The sequence below is a fragment of the Pleomorphomonas koreensis DSM 23070 genome, assembly GCF_000425185.1.
Taxonomy (GTDB): domain Bacteria; phylum Pseudomonadota; class Alphaproteobacteria; order Rhizobiales; family Pleomorphomonadaceae; genus Pleomorphomonas; species Pleomorphomonas koreensis.
Genome location: NZ_AULH01000014.1, coordinates 34623 through 51639, shown reverse-complemented (window position 1 = coordinate 51639; position 17017 = coordinate 34623). Strand labels below are relative to the sequence as shown.

The 17017-nt window shown below is 70.3% G+C and carries 17 protein-coding genes; 10 read left to right on the top strand and 7 right to left on the bottom strand.

Annotation, left to right across the window (positions count from 1 at the left end):
- Positions 1-96: 96 nt before the first annotated feature.
- Positions 97-1557, bottom strand: a complete 1461-nt coding sequence (locus H512_RS23860; protein WP_084798466.1) for an RsmB/NOP family class I SAM-dependent RNA methyltransferase — start codon at positions 1555-1557, stop codon at positions 97-99.
- Positions 1554-2525, bottom strand: coding sequence for a zinc metalloprotease HtpX (htpX, locus tag H512_RS0112820; RefSeq protein ID WP_026783796.1), 972 nt, complete (start codon positions 2523-2525; stop codon positions 1554-1556). Before htpX ends, H512_RS23860 begins: the two co-directional genes overlap by 4 nt.
- Positions 2526-2625: 100 nt before the next feature.
- On the opposite strand from htpX, the gene H512_RS0112815 reads away from it, so the two are divergent.
- The 8 genes from H512_RS0112815 to H512_RS0112780 all read left to right on the top strand — a co-directional run bounded on the left by H512_RS0112815 (position 2626) and on the right by H512_RS0112780 (position 9674).
- Positions 2626-2823 (top strand): DUF1674 domain-containing protein, encoded by a 198-nt coding sequence (locus H512_RS0112815; RefSeq protein WP_026783795.1) that lies wholly within the window; start codon positions 2626-2628, stop codon positions 2821-2823.
- Between the two features lie 381 nt (positions 2824-3204).
- On the top strand, positions 3205-3705 hold the full coding sequence (locus H512_RS23855; RefSeq protein ID WP_036791555.1) for a disulfide bond formation protein B: 501 nt from the start codon (positions 3205-3207) through the stop codon (positions 3703-3705).
- An 18-nt stretch (positions 3706-3723) separates the two neighbouring features.
- Positions 3724-4320 (top strand): SCO family protein, encoded by a 597-nt coding sequence (locus tag H512_RS0112805; protein WP_026783794.1) that lies wholly within the window; start codon positions 3724-3726, stop codon positions 4318-4320.
- Positions 4321-4324: 4 nt separating this feature from the next.
- Entirely contained in the window at positions 4325-4495 is a 171-nt protein-coding gene (locus H512_RS27000; RefSeq protein ID WP_156899482.1) for a hypothetical protein, read from the top strand.
- Positions 4496-4497: 2 nt separating this feature from the next.
- Positions 4498-4725, top strand: coding sequence for a sulfurtransferase TusA family protein (locus H512_RS0112795; RefSeq protein ID WP_026783793.1), 228 nt, complete (start codon positions 4498-4500; stop codon positions 4723-4725).
- Between the two features lie 199 nt (positions 4726-4924).
- Positions 4925-5842 carry a metal ABC transporter substrate-binding protein gene (locus tag H512_RS0112790; RefSeq protein ID WP_026783792.1) on the top strand — a complete coding sequence of 306 codons (918 nt, stop codon included), beginning with the start codon at positions 4925-4927 and terminating at the stop codon, positions 5840-5842.
- A 187-nt stretch (positions 5843-6029) separates the two neighbouring features.
- A complete protein-coding gene (locus tag H512_RS0112785) occupies positions 6030-8117 on the top strand; it encodes an alpha-galactosidase (protein ID WP_026783791.1) in 2088 nt (695 codons plus the stop codon).
- 291 nt (positions 8118-8408) lie between these two features.
- Complete coding sequence (locus tag H512_RS0112780) at positions 8409-9674, top strand: AGE family epimerase/isomerase (RefSeq protein ID WP_053239829.1); 1266 nt, start codon at positions 8409-8411, stop codon at positions 9672-9674.
- A 6-nt stretch (positions 9675-9680) separates the two neighbouring features.
- On the opposite strand, the gene H512_RS0112775 is transcribed toward H512_RS0112780, so the two are convergent.
- From H512_RS0112775 to H512_RS0112765, 3 genes are read right to left on the bottom strand one after another with little or no spacing between them, the layout of a single operon-like run.
- Positions 9681-10631, bottom strand: coding sequence for an ABC transporter permease (locus H512_RS0112775; RefSeq protein ID WP_026783789.1), 951 nt, complete (start codon positions 10629-10631; stop codon positions 9681-9683).
- Positions 10632-10642: 11 nt separating this feature from the next.
- Positions 10643-12148 (bottom strand): sugar ABC transporter ATP-binding protein, encoded by a 1506-nt coding sequence (locus H512_RS0112770; protein ID WP_026783788.1) that lies wholly within the window; start codon positions 12146-12148, stop codon positions 10643-10645.
- A 54-nt stretch (positions 12149-12202) separates the two neighbouring features.
- Positions 12203-13132 carry a substrate-binding domain-containing protein gene (locus tag H512_RS0112765; RefSeq protein ID WP_026783787.1) on the bottom strand — a complete coding sequence of 310 codons (930 nt, stop codon included), beginning with the start codon at positions 13130-13132 and terminating at the stop codon, positions 12203-12205.
- 232 nt (positions 13133-13364) lie between these two features.
- Here H512_RS0112765 and H512_RS0112760 point away from each other — a divergent pair, with 232 nt between their 5' ends.
- Positions 13365-14837, top strand: a complete 1473-nt coding sequence (locus tag H512_RS0112760; protein ID WP_026783786.1) for a xylulokinase — start codon at positions 13365-13367, stop codon at positions 14835-14837.
- A gap of 6 nt (positions 14838-14843) precedes the next feature.
- Here the strand turns inward: H512_RS0112760 and H512_RS26995 are convergent, their stop codons facing one another.
- The gene (locus H512_RS26995; RefSeq protein ID WP_156899481.1) at positions 14844-15014 is read right to left on the bottom strand and encodes a hypothetical protein; all 171 of its coding nucleotides are present in this window, start codon (positions 15012-15014) and stop codon (positions 14844-14846) included.
- A gap of 150 nt (positions 15015-15164) precedes the next feature.
- On the opposite strand from H512_RS26995, the gene H512_RS0112750 reads away from it, so the two are divergent.
- Complete coding sequence (locus tag H512_RS0112750; RefSeq protein WP_026783785.1) at positions 15165-15965, top strand: SDR family NAD(P)-dependent oxidoreductase; 801 nt, start codon at positions 15165-15167, stop codon at positions 15963-15965.
- A gap of 36 nt (positions 15966-16001) precedes the next feature.
- On the opposite strand, the gene H512_RS0112745 is transcribed toward H512_RS0112750, so the two are convergent.
- The gene (locus H512_RS0112745; protein ID WP_036791552.1) at positions 16002-17015 is read right to left on the bottom strand and encodes a carbohydrate kinase family protein; all 1014 of its coding nucleotides are present in this window, start codon (positions 17013-17015) and stop codon (positions 16002-16004) included.
- Positions 17016-17017 lie beyond the last annotated feature (2 nt).

Here is a 17017-nt window from a genome sequence, read left to right as displayed (position 1 = left end):
CCGGAGACGCTCATGATGGGATGAGACGCCCGCCTTGGTTACCAACTGGTGTGCGGAGCCGATCAAATTTGCGCCGTCGCCCGGCCCGCCCTGCCGTCACTGGCGGCGGAGGCGGGCGGCGAAGAAGCCGTCGAGGCCGGAAAGCCGCCGGTCCTCAAGCTGGAGATGCGACGGCAGCGTGCGGACGAAGCCGTCGGGCGTGACGATCTCGGCAAGACCGAAAAGTTCGTCCACCGTTGCCGGCACCACGTCGAGCGGCGCCTCGATCAGCTTCAGGCGGCGGATCTGGTCGGGCCCCTCCTCCGGCTCCAGCGAGCAGGTGGCGTAGACGAGGAGACCGCCCGGCCTGAGCATGCGGATCGCCTGGTCAATCAGCCTACGTTGCAGGGCGGCCATGGTCGCCACGTCGGCCGGCTTCTTGCTGACCGCGCCGTCGGGATGGCGGCGCAGCGTGCCGGTGGCCGTGCAGGGCGCGTCGAGCAGCACCATGTCGAAGGTGCCGCCCAGCCATTCGGTGGCGTCGGCCTTGACGAGGTTGGCCTTGAGGCCGAGCCGGTGGAGGTTGCGTTCGAGCCGCTGCAGGCGGTGATAGGAGACGTCGAGGGCGGTGACGTCGGCGCCGAGCGCCGCCAGCTGGGCGGTCTTGCCGCCGGGCGCGGCGCAGAGGTCGATCACCTTCTTGCCCGAGACGTCGCCAAGCAGGCGCACCGGCAGCGTGGCGGCGGCGTCCTGCACCCACCAGGCGCCTTCCTCGTAGCCGTCGATCTTCTCGATGGCGCCGGTGACGGCGACGCGCACCGAGCCATTCGGCAGCCTGACGCCGCCGAGCCGGGTCGCCCATCCCTCGGGATCGGACTTGACGGAAAGGTCGAGCGTCGGCTCGATGGCGTTCATCTCGGCGATGGCGCGGGCGGTGTCCTCGCCATAGGCGGCGCTCCAGCGGGCCATCAGCCAGGCGGGCGTGTTGAGGGCGACGGCGTCCTGCTCGGCGAGGATTGCCGCCTTGTTCTCCGAGACGCGGCGCAGCACGGCGTTGACGACACCCTTGAACGGCTGCGCGCCCTTGTCGGTGCCGGCCAGCTCGACGCCGAGTGCCACGGCGGCGTGGTCGGCGGCGTCCATGAACAGGATCTGGGCGGCCGAGACGGCGATTACCGCCTTCAGCGTGCCGGCGTCGTCCGGCAGGGGACGGTTGAGGAAGCGGCCGACCGCGTCGTCGATCTGGCCGTGTCGGCGCAGCGCGTAGCCGACGATGGCGCGGGCAAGGCCCCGGTCGCGCGGGTCGAGACGCTGGTAGCGTTCGGCCACCGCCCCCTTGTCGAGCAGCGCGTCGAGAAGGCGACCCTTCTGCACGCCGTCGACAAGCTGCACGGCGACGGCGCGCGCTTCGAGGCCCTGCGGCCGCGGCGGCCGGCGGCCGGCCTGCGGCGGACGCCCGGCACCGGAAGCGCCCTTGAAGCCGCCCCCCTGACCATTGTTCGGCCGTCCCTCGCGGCGTGCCGGCCTTGCGGTATCGCCGGCTTTGCCGCCCTTGCGGCCACCCTTGTCTGCGGTCATCCCCATGGTCCACGGTTCGGCGGCCGTCCGGTGCCAGAGGACCCCCCTCCATCCCATGGACCGCGCGGGCGGCTCCAGGGACCGTCCGCCACCGGTTGGGGGGCGGGCCGCCGGACGCCGTCGTCCGCCATGGCCATCAGGGCACGGATGCGGTTGGCGGTATCCGGATGGGTCGAGAACAGGTTGTCCATCCTGGCGCCGGACAGCGGATTGATGATGAACAGATGCGCCGTAGCAGGATTTTGCTCCGCTGTCATGTTCGGTACGCGCCGGGCGGCGCCGGCGATCTTGTCGAGCGCCGAGGCGAGGGCCAGCGGATTGCCGGAAATCTCGGCGCCGCGCCGGTCGGCGGCATATTCGCGCGTCCGGGAGATGGCCATCTGCACCAGCATGGCGGCGAGCGGCGCCAATAGGGCGGCCAGAACGACCCCGATGCCGCCGAGCGGGCTGCGGTTGTCGCTGTCGCGCCCCGCCGCGCCGAAGAACAGGCCGAAGTTGGCCAGCATCGAGACGGCACCGGCGATGGTCGCCGTCACCGTCATGATCAGCGTGTCGCGGTTCTGCACATGCGAGAGTTCGTGCGCCATGACGCCGGCAAGCTCCTCGCGGTCGAGCATCTGCAGAAGGCCGGTGGTGGCGGCGACGGCGGCATGCTCGGGGTCGCGGCCGGTGGCAAAGGCGTTGGGCTGCGGGTTGTCGATGACGTAGACGGCCGGCATCGGCAGGCCGGCGTTGGCGGCCAGCCGTTCGACGATGGCGTAATACTCGGGCGCGCTGGCCCGGTCGACGCGACGGGCATGGTGCATGGCCAGCACCATCTTGTCGGCGTTCCAGTAGGAGAAGAGGTTCATGCCGGTGGCGACGAGCAGCGCGATCACCATGCCGCCCCGGCCGCCGATCAGATAGCCGGCACCCATGAAGATCGCCGTCATCGCGGCGAGCAGCAGGGAGGTCTTGAAGAAATTCATCTGTCCTTCCGATCTCCGGTGGGTATGCTGGTCCGGATTTTCGTGAGAAAAGATGGGGCGCGCCCCGCCCGCCATCAAGGATCGCGCCCGAGGACAAGCGATGACCGACACCCCCGACCGCCCCGCCCCGCCGCCCGAGCGGCAGCTCTCGCCGGCCGCCCGACGCGCGCTGGCCGAGGCCGAGGAGCGCCGCCGCGCCACGGCGACGGACCGACCGACGGAGATCGGCGGCCGCAAGGGCCCGGAACCGGTTCGCTACGGCGACTGGGAAGTGAAGGGCATCGCCGCCGACTTCTGAAGGACGTCGTGAAAATCGGCTCCGGCGGCACCTCCGGCCCGAAGTGTCGAGGCTTCCGGTGCTCGAAAGCCGGGCCAGCACATCCCGGACGCGAATGTCGGAAACGGTCTCCGGACCCCATCACGAAGCCCTGATCGCCTTTCACAGTTTGGCCCCAATCCTGCCTTGGCGTCGCCAAGCGAGGCCGGCAGGATGCCTTCGTCCCCCGGCAAGGACGCCGCGGACGGGTTCCGGCTCAATCCAGCCCCCCAGCCCCCCGGAATTCGTCACCGCCGGCGTTGCGCCTTTCGAGGCGCGGCCGGGGGCGCCCCAATCGACGATTGCGCGGCTCGTCCCAAGCTGTTAGGCCGGACGAGCCGTTTTTCGTCGTTCAGGTGCTTCATGTCCGCTCCCGCCGCCATCCGCGCTCCCGGCCTCGCCGTCCTGGCCGGCCTTTTCGCCATTATCGCCGCCTGGGGCTTCGAGATCATCGGCGGCTACCTGCCGTGCAAGCTCTGCCTTCAGGAGCGCATGTTCTATTACGTCGGCCTGCCGGTGCTGATCGCCGGCCTGTTGCTGTCGCGCCGCGTGCCGCGCCTCGCGCGCCTTCTCTATTTCGTCGGCGGCGCCATTTTCCTGGCCGGCTCGGTGCTCGCCGGCTACCATACCGGCGCCGAGTGGAAGCTCTGGGAAGGCCCGTCCGACTGCGGTGGCGCGGCGACCATCGTCAACAGCGCCGCCGACCTGATGGCGGCGGTGAGCCGCACCCGCCTTGTCTCCTGCTCGGAAGCATCGATCAGCCTGTTCGGCCTGTCGTTCGCCGGCTGGGACACGCTGTCGATGCTGTTCGTTGGCGTCATGAGCTGGCGCGGCGTCGTCGCCCGCCGCGACGCGCTGATCTGACCCTCCCGGAGAAACGCCATGAAAACCGTGCGCATCGTCGTCTGGCTGCTGGTGGCCGTGCTGTTCGCCGCCACCGGCTGGCTGGTGTTCGGCGGCCGGCTGCCCTTCTTCGGCGCGGCGACGCAGACGGCATCGGTCGGCGGCCCGTTCAGCCTCGTCGACATGAACGGCCGCGCCGTCACCGAGGCGACCTTCGCCGGCCGGCCGCATGTCGTGTTCTTCGGCTACACCCATTGCCCCGACGTCTGCCCGACGACGCTCGGCGAATACGCGGCGCTGAAGGAGCGTCTCGGCCCGGACGCCGGCAAGATCGACCTCCTGTTCGTCACCGTCGATCCCGAGCGCGACACGCCCGAGGTGCTGAAAGACTACCTGTCGTCGTTCGGCGACGTGGTGCTCGGCCTCTCCGGCAGCCGCCCCCAGGTCGATGCGATGATCAAGGCGTTCAACGTCTACGCCCGCAAGGTGCCCGGCACCGACGGCGACTATGGCATGGACCACACGGCGTCGAGCTTCCTGTTCGATGCCGGCGGCCGCTACCGCGGCACCATCGCCTACATGGAGGAACAGGAGACGGCGCTTCAGAAGCTGAAGACGCTGATCGCCGGGAGCTGAGCCGATGAGCGGGGAGCAGGGCACCGACAAGCACGGGCGGAAGGCGTCGCGGCTTTCCGACCATCTTGCCTCGCTGGCCCTGCCCATCGCCGTCATCGCCTTCGGCGTGGCGCTTTCGGTCGGCTCGGACGAGGTGCGCGCCTTCGTCGACCTCTGCCGCGCCGCCCTGCCCTGATCATGCCGCGCCGCCTCGACCTCGACCTTAAGGGCCTCAACTGCCCGCTGCCGGTGCTGAAGGCGGCGAAGGCGCTGATCGCCCTGTCGCCGGGCGATCTCCTGGGGCTCAGCGCCACCGATCCGATGGCGGCGATCGACATCCCGCATTTCTGCCGTCAGAAGGGACACCGCCTGGTCGCCAGCGACCGCGACGGCGAGGTGCTGCATTTCGTCATCGAGAAGGGATGACGCCGGCCACGTCCGGGCGAGGCGCAGGTTAAGCGAGCCCTTGTATTTACGGGAGAAAGCCGGCGCGGATTCACATGGTGAGGGAAAAGGGCACCGCCGCCGGGCGCCTGTCGACCTGTCCGTCCTGCCGTTGCCGCTTGACAGCCGCCCCTCGGCCGGTCCACTGATTGTTATGTTATAACGTAACAGAGAGATTGCCATGTCCCGTCTCCGTCTTTGCCTCCTGTCGGCGCTTGCCTTGGTACTGCCGGCGCCGGCCCTCGCCGCCGATCGCCTGCCGGTGGTCGCCTCCTTCTCCATCCTCGGCGACATGACCGCCCGCGTCGGCGGCGACCGCGTCGCCGTCACCACGCTGGTCGGGCCGGACGGCGACGCCCACGTCTACGAGCCGACGCCCGACGATGTCCGCGCCGTCGCCGCCGCCAGGCTGCTCGTCGTCAACGGCCTCGGCTTCGAGGGCTGGATGGACCGCCTCGCCGGTGCCTCCGGCTATACCGGTCCGGTGGTCGTCGCCTCCAGGGGCGTGGCGCCGCGCGAGATCGTCGAGGAGGAACACGCCGACGCCGAAGGTCACGACCATCACGGCATCGACCCGCACGCCTGGCAGGACGTCGCCAACGCCGTCACCTACGTCCGCAACATCGCCGCCGGCCTCGACGCCGCCGACCCCGCCGGCAAGGCCACCTACGACGCCAACGCCGCCGCCTATGTCGCCGAGCTGGAGGCGCTCGACGCCGAGGTGCGCGCCGCCCTGGCAACCCTGCCGGCCGAACGGCGCAAGATCATCACCAGCCACGACGCCTTCGGCTACTTCGGCGCCGCCTACGGCCTCCGCCTGTCCGCGCCGGAGGGCATCAGCACCGAGGCGGAAGCCTCGGCCGCCGACGTCGCCGCCCTGATCCGCCAGATCCGCGCCGACGCCGTGCCGGCCATCTTCGTCGAGAACATCAAGGACCGCCGGCTGATCGACCAGATCGCCGCCGAGACCGATGCCGTCGTCGGCGGCGAACTCTACACCGACGCCCTGTCGGACAAGGATGGCCCCGCCCCGACCTATGTCGAGATGATCCGCTACAACGTGAAGACGTTGGCCGAGGCGCTGGCGCCCAAGCCCTGAGACGCCGGCATCAGGAATTTCGTGCTTATGGCAGGGAATTCCGGCTCAAAAGGTTGATTTCCGGAAAACGCCTCTGGAATGGCGACCTCTGGACGGACTATACCGGCGACATGTCGGCAGGGAACGCGCGGCAGGGAATCCTGTGCCCCCGCCGCCCCTCCCGAATTCCAACAGCCGGGGTCCGTCCATGCCGTCCACCCTCACCCTTTCAGCCGGTCCGCTTTTCCTCGTTCTCGGTCTGCCCGAGCGCGGCATGCCGGAGATCCTCGCCTTCGGCCGCGGCGCGGCGGCGCCCGACTTCTGGCCGGACGTGCCGCGGTCGAGCCGCATCAATGGCATGGACGTCGACGTCCCCTCGGCGGTGCTGTCGCCGGTCGCCGGCCTCGGCGCCTTCGGCTGGCCGGCCATCGCCGGCCACCGCGACGGCCGCGATTTCCTCCTCGACTTCGCCGGCTGGACCGCCCGCCGCGACGGCGCCACCACGCGGCTTGCGGCCAGCGACGCCGTTGCCGGCCTCGACATCGAGATCGCCATCACCGTGAGCGACGCCGGTGTCTTCGGTCTCTCCACCCGCCTGACCTCGGTGAAGGACGGCGTCTACACGCTTGACCGCTGCATGGCCGGCAGCTTCCTGCTGCCGTCCGGCGAGGCCGTCGCCACCCGCTTCGCCGGCATGTGGGGCCGCGAGTTCCAGATCCGCCGCCACACCCTCGCCCCCGGTCTCACGCTCCAGGAGAGCCGGCGCGGCCGCACCAGCCACGACCGCCAGCCCTATCTCGGCGTCAGCGTCGGCGACGTCCGCTTCGCCTTCCATCTCGGCTGGAGCGGCAACCATAGGATCGCCGTCGACACGCTCGACGACGGCCGCCGCCTCGTTCATCTCGGCGCGCTGTTCGAGCCCGGCGAGATCCGGCTTCAGAAGGGCGACAGCTATCAGAGCCCGGTCGCCTATGCCGCCTGGGACGCCGCCGCGCTGCACGCCTTCGTCCGTGCCGAGATCCTGTCCTGGCCGGGCGGCGCCATGAGCCCGCGGCCGGTGATGCTCAACACCTGGGAGGGCAACTACTTCGACCACAAGCTGGAGGAATTGAAGGCGCAGGCCGACGCCGCCGCCGCGCTCGGCATCGAACGCTTCGTGCTCGACGACGGCTGGTTCGGCCGCCGCGACGACGACACCTCCTCGCTCGGCGACTGGACGGTCGACCGCCGCAAGTATCCGGACGGCCTGAAACCGCTCGTCGACCACGTCACCTCGCTCGGCATGCAGTTCGGCCTGTGGTTCGAGCCGGAGATGGTCAACGAGGATTCCGATCTCTACCGCGCCCATCCCGACTGGGCGCTGAAGGTGGAGGGCCGGCCCTTCCTGCGCGCCCGCCACCAGCAGGTGCTCGACCTCACCCGGCCCGAGGTCGCCGACTACCTGTTCGACCGGCTGTCGGCGGTGCTCGGCTCGCTGGCCGTCTCCTACGTCAAGTGGGACATGAACCGCGACATCACCCACGCCGGCGGCGCCGACGGCCGGGCGGTCACGGATGCCCAGACGCGCGCCGTCCACGCGCTGATGGCCCGCGTCCGCGCCGCCTTCCCGCATGTCGAGATCGAGAGCTGCGCCTCGGGCGGCGGCCGCACCGACTACGGCGCGCTGGCCAACACCCAGCGCGTCTGGACCTCCGACGGCACCGACGCCCTCGAACGGCTGGAGATCCAGCGCGGCGCCAGCCTGTTCCTGCCGCCGGAGATCATGGGTGCCCACGTCTCGGCCAATCCTAACCACCAGACGGGACGGACGCTGTCGCTGACCTTCCGGGCGCTGGTGGCGCTCGCCTATCATCTCGGCGTCGAACTGAACCCGCTCGACATGACCGCCGCCGAGCGCACCGAACTCGCCGGCTTCATCGCCCTGCATAAGCGCCTCAGGCCGCTGCTGCACGCGCCGGGCGCCAATTTCAACCTCGACCCGCGCGACGGCCGCTACGTCTGGGGTGCCGCGACGGCCGAGCACGCCGCCGTCTTCGTGGCGCAGGGGCCGTCGATGATCGCCGAGCAGCCCGAGCCGCTGGTCGTTCGCTTGCCGGGCGCCCCCGATCGCCGCTGGCGCATCGCCGCCGCGCACGGCGACTGCCCCTCGGGCTTCTTCCGCATGAGCGACGGCCAGACGAGGCTGCTGAGCGGCGAGATGGCCTTCAGCGCCGCAGCGCTGGCCAGTGCCGGCCTGCCGCTACCCATGCAGCGGCCGGAGACCGCCATCCTTCTCGAACTCGTGCCGGCTGGTTAACCAGACACGCCGAAAGACTGATAGCTTAGTGATCTCCTGAAGTTGTCCCGATGGCCGGCGGTGCTAAGAAGGAGGGATGGAGCGTCTCATCACGGGCGGCACGGCAACCGCGCGAAGCCGCGGGACGCGGCTTCCGGCGCCAAGCGGCGCCGCGCGCAGCGGGTCTTTTGGGACGAAGCCCCGAAAGACGGAAAGCGAAGCGGAAGCCAAGGACCGGAGGTCCGCCGGCGACTGAGGCGAGAAAAGAAAGAAAGCAATCGCTTTCAAGCGATTGCGCTTGGAGGACAACAGATGCTCAGGGACCAGAAACCCGCCGCCGATCGCCGCTGGGTGGAGCGCACACCTCACCGCCTCTGGCTGCTCGGCCGCGCCGACGCCCTGTTCTCCTTCTTCGAGGCCGGCTGCCGCAACCCGCTCGGCGGCTATTTCGAACTCGACGAAGCCGGCCGGCCGATGGCGCCGGGTGCCGATGGCGGCCTCATGCCGTCGCGCAACCTCCACATCACCACCCGTCTGGTGCACGCCTTTGGCATCGCCAGCCTGATGGGCCGCCCCGGCGCCGCCTCGGTCGTCGACCAGGGCATGGACTTCCTCTGGAACGGCCATCGCGACGCGACGAACGGCGGCTATCACTGGGGCGTCGGCTACGGCACACTGACCGATCCGACCAAGCAGGCCTACGGCCACGCCCACGTGCTGCTGGCCGCCGCCACCGCCAGGGCGGCCGGCCACCCCGACGCCGACAGGCTGCTCGCCGACGTCACCGACATCCTCGTCAACCGCTTCTGGGAGGCGCGGCCGGGCGCCGTCGCCGAGGAGTTCACCGCCGACTGGCAGCCGATCGGCGACTATCGCGGCCAGAACTCCAACATGCACCTCACCGAATCGCTGATGGCCGCCTACGAGGTCACCGACGAGGCCGACTATCTCCGCCGGGCCGAGAGCATCGCCGAGCTGATCGTCGACCGCTTCGCCTCACGCAACGGCTGGAGGCTGCCCGAGCATTTCGACGGCAAGTGGAACGTCACGCTCGACTATGTCGGCAACCCGATGTTCAAGCCCTATGGCTCGACGCCCGGCCACTGGCTGGAATGGGCGCGACTCCTGCTGCAGCTCTGGGAGCTGGGCGGCCGCAAGCTCGGCTGGCTGCCCGACGCGGCGCAGAATCTGTTCCGCCTCGCCGTCGACGAGGGCTGGGACAAGGAGCGGGGCGGCTTCTATTACACCGTCGGCTGGGACGGCAAGCCGTCGGTGCCCGACCGCTTCTGGTGGCCCTGCTGCGAGGGGCTGGGCGCCGCCCATTTCCTCGCCTCGATCACCGGCGACGCCTTCTACGAAGAGTGGTATCGCCGCATCTGGGACTTCACCTCCGACCATCTGATCGACCGGACGACCGGCGCCTTCATCCCGCAGCTCGATGCCGAGAACCGGCCGGCCACCAACCCGTTCTACGGCCGGCCCGACATCTACCACTCGGTCCAGGCCTGCCTGATCCCGCTGCTGCCGACCTCCGGCAGTCTGGTCCGCGGCCTGATGACCGATGGAATAAAGGTCTGAGGGGAGCTATCCCCTCGCCTTGCCGAGCGACGACGAGGCCACCGCCAGCACGATGATGGTGCCGATCAGCACCTCGCGCACGTAGCTGTCGATGCTCATCTGCGTCAGGCCGTTGCCGAGCACGCCGAGGATCATCACGCCCACCAGCGTGGCGAGAACGTGCGGCTCGCCCTCCTCGCTCATCGTCATGCCGAGGAAGACGGCGGCGATGGCGTCGAGCATCAGCCCCGAGCCTTGGGTCGGGTTGGCCGAGGCCACCCGGCTCGCGTACATCAGCCCGGCCGTCGCCGCGCCGAGGCCGCTGAGGCCGAAGGCGAGAAAGCGCAGCCGCTTCACCCGGATGCCGGCAAGGCGCGCCGCCTCCTTGTTGCCGCCGATGGCGTAGAGCCGCCGGCCGAAGGCGGTCTGCTCCAGCGTGAACCAGACGGCGGCCAGAACCAGCGCGGCAAGGATGGTCAGGGCCGGCAGGCTCACCGTCCCCGACAGCGGCAGGCCGGCGCGGGCGAAGCCCGAGAAGACCTGGGGGATGTCGCGGCCGAAGATGGTCTTGCCGCCGGAGACCAGGAAGGCGAGGCCGCTGTAGACGGTCAGCGTGCCGAGCGTCGCCACGAAGGGCAGGATGCCGACATAGGCGATCAGCGCGCCGTTGAGGAGGCCGCCCAGCAGGCCGACGACCAGCGCCAGCATGACGCCCATCCACACCGCCTGGCCGTCGCGGAAGGCCAGCGCCGCCACGATGCCGGCGAGCGAGGCCATCGAGCCGACGGACAGATCGAAGTCGCCCATCGCCATAACGATGGTCATGGTGAAGGCGACGACGGCCAGCATCGATACCTGCTGGCTGATGTTCAGCCAGTTCTTCGCCGTCATGAAGGTGTCGGGGATCTCGATGGCGAAGAAGGCGACGACCAGCAGGAAGCCGATCAGCGTGCCGTAGGTCTTGAGCGCGGAAAGCACGGGAAAATCCTTCAGGCGGAGCCGAAGCAGAGGGCGGCGAGGGTCGCCTGATCGAGGCCGGCGGTGGCGACGGTGGCCGCCACCTTGCCACCCCGGAACACGACGATGCGGTCGGCCATGTAGACGAGTTCCGGCAGGTCGGACGAGGCGAGCACCACCGCCTTGCCCTCGGCGGTCAGCTGCCTCAGGAGCGTGTGGATGTCGTAGCGGGCACCGACGTCGACGCCGCGCGTCGGCTCGTCGAGCAGCAGCACTTGCGGGTCGCCGGCGATCGCCCTGGCGAACACCACCTTCTGCTGGTTGCCGCCGGAGAGTTCCCGCACCTTCTGGCGCGGACCACTGGCCTTCAGCTTCACCTTGCGGCCGAGTTCCACCGCCTGCTCGGCTTCCGCCCGGCGGTCGAGCACCAGGCCGAAGCGCAGGAGGTCGTCGAGATGCGGCAACGACACGTTGCCGGCGATCGAGGCCGAGGCGACCAGCCCCTCCTGCTGCCGCTCGCGCGGCAGGAAGGCGAGGCCCTTGGCCCAGGCCGACACCGGCTCGTGGATCTTCACCGGCTTGCCGGCGAGGCTGACGGTGCCGTCGTGACCGCCGTCGGCGCCGGCGATCGCCCTGATGGCCTCGCTCTGGCCGGCGCCTTCGAGACCGGCGAAGCCGAGAATCTCGCCCTTCCGCACCTCGAAGGACACGTCGTCGAGCATCCCGGTCGAGAGATGCTCGACCTTCAGCGCCACGTCCTCGGCAATGGCCGCAAGGCGCGGCGGATAGCCCTCGGCCAGGCTGCGGCCGATCATCAGCTCGATCACCTCGCGCTTGTCGAGGCCGGCCACCTCACGCGTTGCCACCGTGGCGCCATCGCGCAGCACGGTGAGGCGGTCGGCCAGCTCCATCACCTCGTCGAGCCGGTGCGATACGTAAATGATGCCGGCGCCCTCGGCGCGCAGCCGGCGGATGACGGCGAACAGGCGCCGCGACTCCTCGGCCGACAGCGCCGCCGTCGGCTCGTCCATCACGTAGAGCCGGGCCGCCGTCCGGCCGGCGTCGCCGAAGGCGGCGGCGATCTTCACCAGCATCTGGTCGCCGACCGTCAGGCGGGCCATCTTGCGGCCGGGACGGATGTGGTCGACGCCGAGACCGGAGAGAACCTCTGCTGCGGCGTTGTTGAGGCCGTCCCAGTCGATCATCAGGCCCCAGCGGCGCGGATAGTCGCGACCGAGAAAGATGTTCTCGGCCACCGACAGATGCGGCACCACCGACAGTTCCTGATGGATGAAGCGCAGGCCGAGATTGAGCGCGTCGGCCGGCGTGGCGATGGCGACGGGGATGCCGGCCATCTCGATCACCCCGGCGTCCGGTTTCACCACGCCGGCCAGCACCTTGATCAGCGTCGATTTGCCGGCGCCGTTCTCGCCCATCAGGGCATGCACCTCGCCGGCCCGCACCTCGAGCGCGGCGCCGGCCAGCGCGCGGGCGCCGGCAAAGCTCTTATCGAGGCCGCGGATGGAGAGAAGCGTCATGGAAAATACCGCCCGGGGGCGGACGGCTGCGCCGTCCGCCGTTGGAGAATGCCGTCAGTCCTGGACGTTGCCGGCGGTGATCAGCCTGGTCGGCACGTAGATCACCGACGACTTCGGCGGCTTGCCACCGAGCGTCTGGGCCACCGCCTCGGCGGCCGCCTTGCCGATGCCGTGGAAATCCTGCGCCATCGACGCCTCGAAGTTGCCGCCGGCGGCGATCGCTTCGCGGGCCTGCGGGTTGGCGTCGATGCCGGTGATGACGATGCCCTCGTCCTCACGGCCGGCCGCCTCGATCGCCTGCAGCGCGCCGAGCGCCGGCTGGTCCCAGGCCGCCCAGACGGCGGCGATGGAGCCCTTGTCGGGATGGGCGGCGAGGATCGCCTCCATCTTGGCGCGGCTGTCGGCGATGCCGCCGTCCGAGACGTCGGGCGTCACGCGGTCGAGCACCTTGATGTCGGGATTGTTGCCGAACACCGCGTCGGCGATCACCCCGCGCACCTGCACCGGCGGGAAGGCGTCGAACACGAACATGACGACGTTGCCCTTGCCGCCGATGCGGTTGGCGACATAGGCCGCCGTGTCGGCGGCCATGGCATAGCCGTTGGAGGTGACGTTGGTGACGAGATAGGGGCTGGCGCCGGCGTCCATGCCGACGATCGGGATGCCGGCGTCCTTGACGGCGGCAAGGCCGGCCTCGACCTGCGCCGGATCGACGTTGATCACCACCGCGTCGACCTTCTGCGTCGCCGCGTCCTCAAGGCGGGCGATGACGGCGGCGACGTCGCCCTTGGTGTCGATGACGTTGACGTCCCAACCTTCGTCCTTGGCCGCCGCCTCGAAGGCCTCGACGTAGAACTGGGTGCCCGGCTGGGCGAGATAGGGCGTGATCACCGCCACCTTGGCCGCCATGGCGGTGCCGGCGGCGAGCGCGGCGGACAAAAGGAGCGCGGCGCCGAAGGCCCGCGTCCGGAACGAAGCTGTCATGTGTGCGTTCCCCGTTTTTTCTTGGCGCCGGTCGCCGAAGGCGCTGGCCAGAAACAGTTAGCAGCCGGAGGGGCGGCGTTCAACACGGAGAAGCCGCCGCGAGGCGGCTTCCAGCGCCACGGAAGCCCGGGGGCCGGAGGCTCGCCGGCAGTTGAAACGGAAGAGAAACCAGATGGACAGGCGGCGGCCGGCGTGGTGATCTCGGCCGTCCCGCCTCTACCGGATCCCTTCCATGAAGACGCCCCTTCTCGTCGGCATCGACGTCGGCACCACCTCGATCAAGGCCAGCCTGTTCGATGCCGATGGCACGGCGCTGCGCGCCTTCGCCCGCCCCTATCCGATGGCGCGGCCGGCCCCCGGCCTCGCCGAGCAGGACCCGGCCGACTGGACCAGCCGGGTGACCGCGACGCTGGCCGCGCTGGCCAGCGGCCTGCCGGAGGGCGCCGTCGCCGGCGTCGGCCTGACCAGTCAGGTCAACACGCACGTTTTCGTCGGCGCGGCCGGCGAAGCGCTGATGCCGGCCATCACCTGGCAGGACGGCCGGGCCGGCGCCGAGGCGGCCGAACTGGACGCGCAGGTGTCCACGGAAGAGCGCATCGGCTGGTGGGGCGCGCCGCTCACCATCGACGCCAGCCACCCGCTGGCCCGCGCCCTCTGGGTGAAGCGCCGCCGCCCGGACGTCTGGGAGAAAACGCGCTGGCTGATGGCCCCCAAGGACTATTGCATCCTGCAGCTGACCGACGAGGCGACGGCCGACCCGATGACCGCCTTCGGCCTGATCGACCAGTCGCTGACCTACGTGCCGCGCCTTCTCGACCTGGTGCCGGGCGTCGCCGAAAAACTGCCGCCGCTCGGCGGCTTCACAGAAGCGGCCGGCCGCATCCGGCCGGGCCTGCCGCTGGCCGGCACGCCGATGGTGACCGGCGCCATGGACGCCTGGGCCGGCCTCGTCGGCTGTGGCGCCCTCGATGATGGCGACTGCATGTATCTCTCCGGCACCTCGGAGATCGTCGGCCTCGTCTCGAAGACGCGCCATCCGGCGCCGGGCGTCGTCGCCTTTCCGACCTGCGAGGGCATCACCCTGCATGCTGGCCCGACCCAATCGGGCGGCGCCTCGCTCGGCTGGCTGTCGACGCTGACCGGCCGGTCGCCGGCCGAGTTGTCGGCACTGGCCGCCGGCGGCGACCCGCAGCGGCCGACGCCGCTGTTCCTGCCGCATCTCCAGGGCGAGCGGGCGCCGATCTGGGACATCGGCGCCCGCGGCGCCTTCATCGGCCTCGACGCCGCCATGGGGCCGGCCGAACTGACGCGCGGCGTGTTCGAGGGCGTCGCCGCCTCGGTGCGCTGGCTTCTGGAAGCGCTGGAGGCATCGGCCGGCCGGCCGGCCACCGGCTTTGCCATGGCCGGCGGCGGCGCCGCCGCCGACCCCTGGTGCCAGATCCGCGCGGACATGCTGGGCCGGCCGATCCGCCGCTTGAAGGCGCTCGACGCCGGCGTGCTCGGCGCGGCCATCCTGGCCGGCGTCGGCGCCGGCGCCTTTCCGTCGATCGCCGCGGCAGCCGGGCGACTGGTGGTCACCGACCGGCTGTTCGAGCCGAATCCGGCGCGGCGGGCGCGCATGGATTTCATCTACGGCGAGTATCGCGCGCTCTATGCGGCGCTGAAGCCGTTCAACGCGGCGCGGGCAGCCTTCAGCGGCTGGTGAGCGGCCTCAGCGCGGCCGGCCGCTGTCCGTCGAGCGGTCCGCCGGCTTGCCGGCCGCCGCCTTCTGCCCGGCTTTGTCGTCCTGGCGTTTCAGCTCGCGGTCGATGATGTCGCGCGCTCCTTCCGCCGGATCTTCGGCGCGATGCTCGGTGTCCTTGATCTTGCCATTGTCGTTCATGACGGCCTCCTGGGATGTCCGGAAACGTCGGGGACAACCGCGCGCCGCGCCGATTGTTCCCGTCCGGCCGGTTCGGGAACATCGCTCTCCTCCGAGAAGTTCTCCGGTAACGCGGAACGATCCCGCGGAGCGAACCCGAGGAGCACACTCATGGGCCAGATCTATCTCGACCGCGGCCTCGCCGTCGTCACCGGTGCCTCGAGCGGCATCGGCTTCGAGCTTGCCCGCTGCGCCGCCAGCGACGGCTACGACCTGATCATCGCCGCCGACGAGCCGGCGATCCACGACGTCGCCGACCGGCTCGGCGAGCATGGCGTCGCCATCAGCGACATCCAGGCCGACCTGTCGACCCCCGAGGGCATCAACCAGCTGATCGCCGCCATCGACGCCAACGGCCGTCCGGTGGAACTGCTGATGGCCAACGCCGGGCGCGGCCTCGGCCACGCCTTTCTCGACCAATCCTTCGGCGACATCCGCAAGGTGGTCGATACCAACGTCACCGGCACGCTCGACGTCGTGCACCGGATCGGCCGGCGGATGCGCGAGCGCCGCTTCGGCCGCATCCTGCTCACCGGCTCGATCGCCGGCTACATGCCGGGCGCCTTCCAGGCCGTCTACAACGGCACCAAGGCCTTCGTCGACAGCTTCGCCTACGCGCTCCGCGAGGAACTGCGCGACAGCGGCGTCAGCGTCACCGTGCTGATGCCCGGCCCGACCGAAACCGAGTTCTTCGAACGCGCCAACCTGCTCGACACCGAGATGGGCCAGGCCGAAAAGGACGACGCCGGCTACGTCGCGCAGTCGGGCTACAAGGCGATGATGGAGGGCGAGGCCGATATCGTCACCGGCTGGACCAACAAGCTGCAGACGGCGATGGCCGGTTTCATGTCGCCGGAAACGCTGGCCCGCCGGCACCGCCGCATGGCCGAGCCAGGCTCGGGCCTGCGCTGAGGCAAATCTCCGGCGGTCGCCCGCCGGAGAGAATCGTCAGGTCCGCCAGCCCCATTGGTCGGCGAGCCGCAGCGTCTCCTGCCAGCCGACCATCGCGCCCGACGTGGTGACCGAGCGCAGCGAGCAGGCCGCCGTGGCGTGCGCCAGCGCCAGCGAGCGGTCGAGCGGCCAGCCCTCGTGCAGGCCGTAGACCATGCCGGCGGCGAAGGCGTCGCCGGCACCGTTGGCGCCGACCACCAGCTCCGGCGGAATGGCCACCGACGCCTTCCTGGCGACCGTGCCGTCGCGGGCGACGGCGATGGCGTGCTGCGGCCAGTGCACCACCACCAGTTCCATGGCGCCGCTGTCCAGCACCGCCCGCGCCGCCGCCTCGCAGAGGCCGGCGTCGGTGACGCCGTGGCAGACGGTGGGAAGACCGGCCAGCGCGCCGATCTCGGCGTCGTTGACGACGACGTAATCGAGATGACCGAGGCAGGGCATCACCGCATCGGCGAGGATGCGCGGCGCCAGGCTGGCCAGCTCGATGTTGGTCTTGAGGCCGAGGCCGCGCGCCTTCTTCAGGATGGTCACCCAGCCGTTGTCGCCGCCTGCCCACGGACCGTCGAGCTGCTTGTGGAAGCCCGGCAGGCCGAGGTGCAGGATGCGGCCATGGGTCGCCGCGAGGTCGAAGTGGTCGGGGGTGAGCGACGCCGCCACCCCCTTGGCGAACAGATGGGTGCGGCGGTGCGTCGTTGCCGAGGCGTAGGCGTCGGTGAACTGCGTCGGCAGCAAGCCGTCGACGTGCATCTGCCGATGGTCGATGCCGGCTTCCTCGGCAATGCTTCTCAGGAAGCGGCCGCCCTCGTCGTCGCCGACGATGGCGATGGTCTCCACCGGCAGGGCCGGATCGAGATGGCGGATGTCGACGGCGAGGTTGCAGCCCGAGCCGCCGCCGGCCAGCTCCTGGGAGAGGATTTCGGCGATGCCGTCCTCCTCCGGCCAGAAGCTGATCACGCGGTTGTTGTCGACGCACCAGGTGCCGCCGGTGACGATGCCGCGTCGTGCCGCCATGA

Coding starts and splice junctions, on each gene's coding strand:
- H512_RS23860 (WP_084798466.1), bottom strand. CDS start 1,557: ATGACCGCAGACAAGGGTGGCCGCAAGGGCGGCAAAGCCGGCGATACC.
- htpX (WP_026783796.1), bottom strand. CDS start 2,525: ATGAATTTCTTCAAGACCTCCCTGCTGCTCGCCGCGATGACGGCGATC.
- H512_RS0112815 (WP_026783795.1), top strand. CDS start 2,626: ATGACCGACACCCCCGACCGCCCCGCCCCGCCGCCCGAGCGGCAGCTC.
- H512_RS23855 (WP_036791555.1), top strand. CDS start 3,205: ATGTCCGCTCCCGCCGCCATCCGCGCTCCCGGCCTCGCCGTCCTGGCC.
- H512_RS0112805 (WP_026783794.1), top strand. CDS start 3,724: ATGAAAACCGTGCGCATCGTCGTCTGGCTGCTGGTGGCCGTGCTGTTC.
- H512_RS27000 (WP_156899482.1), top strand. CDS start 4,325: ATGAGCGGGGAGCAGGGCACCGACAAGCACGGGCGGAAGGCGTCGCGG.
- H512_RS0112795 (WP_026783793.1), top strand. CDS start 4,498: ATGCCGCGCCGCCTCGACCTCGACCTTAAGGGCCTCAACTGCCCGCTG.
- H512_RS0112790 (WP_026783792.1), top strand. CDS start 4,925: ATGTCCCGTCTCCGTCTTTGCCTCCTGTCGGCGCTTGCCTTGGTACTG.
- H512_RS0112785 (WP_026783791.1), top strand. CDS start 6,030: ATGCCGTCCACCCTCACCCTTTCAGCCGGTCCGCTTTTCCTCGTTCTC.
- H512_RS0112780 (WP_053239829.1), top strand. CDS start 8,409: ATGCTCAGGGACCAGAAACCCGCCGCCGATCGCCGCTGGGTGGAGCGC.
- H512_RS0112770 (WP_026783788.1), bottom strand. CDS start 12,148: ATGACGCTTCTCTCCATCCGCGGCCTCGATAAGAGCTTTGCCGGCGCC.
- H512_RS0112765 (WP_026783787.1), bottom strand. CDS start 13,132: ATGACAGCTTCGTTCCGGACGCGGGCCTTCGGCGCCGCGCTCCTTTTG.
- H512_RS0112760 (WP_026783786.1), top strand. CDS start 13,365: ATGAAGACGCCCCTTCTCGTCGGCATCGACGTCGGCACCACCTCGATC.
- H512_RS26995 (WP_156899481.1), bottom strand. CDS start 15,014: ATGAACGACAATGGCAAGATCAAGGACACCGAGCATCGCGCCGAAGAT.
- H512_RS0112750 (WP_026783785.1), top strand. CDS start 15,165: ATGGGCCAGATCTATCTCGACCGCGGCCTCGCCGTCGTCACCGGTGCC.
- H512_RS0112745 (WP_036791552.1), bottom strand. CDS start 17,015: ATGGCGGCACGACGCGGCATCGTCACCGGCGGCACCTGGTGCGTCGAC.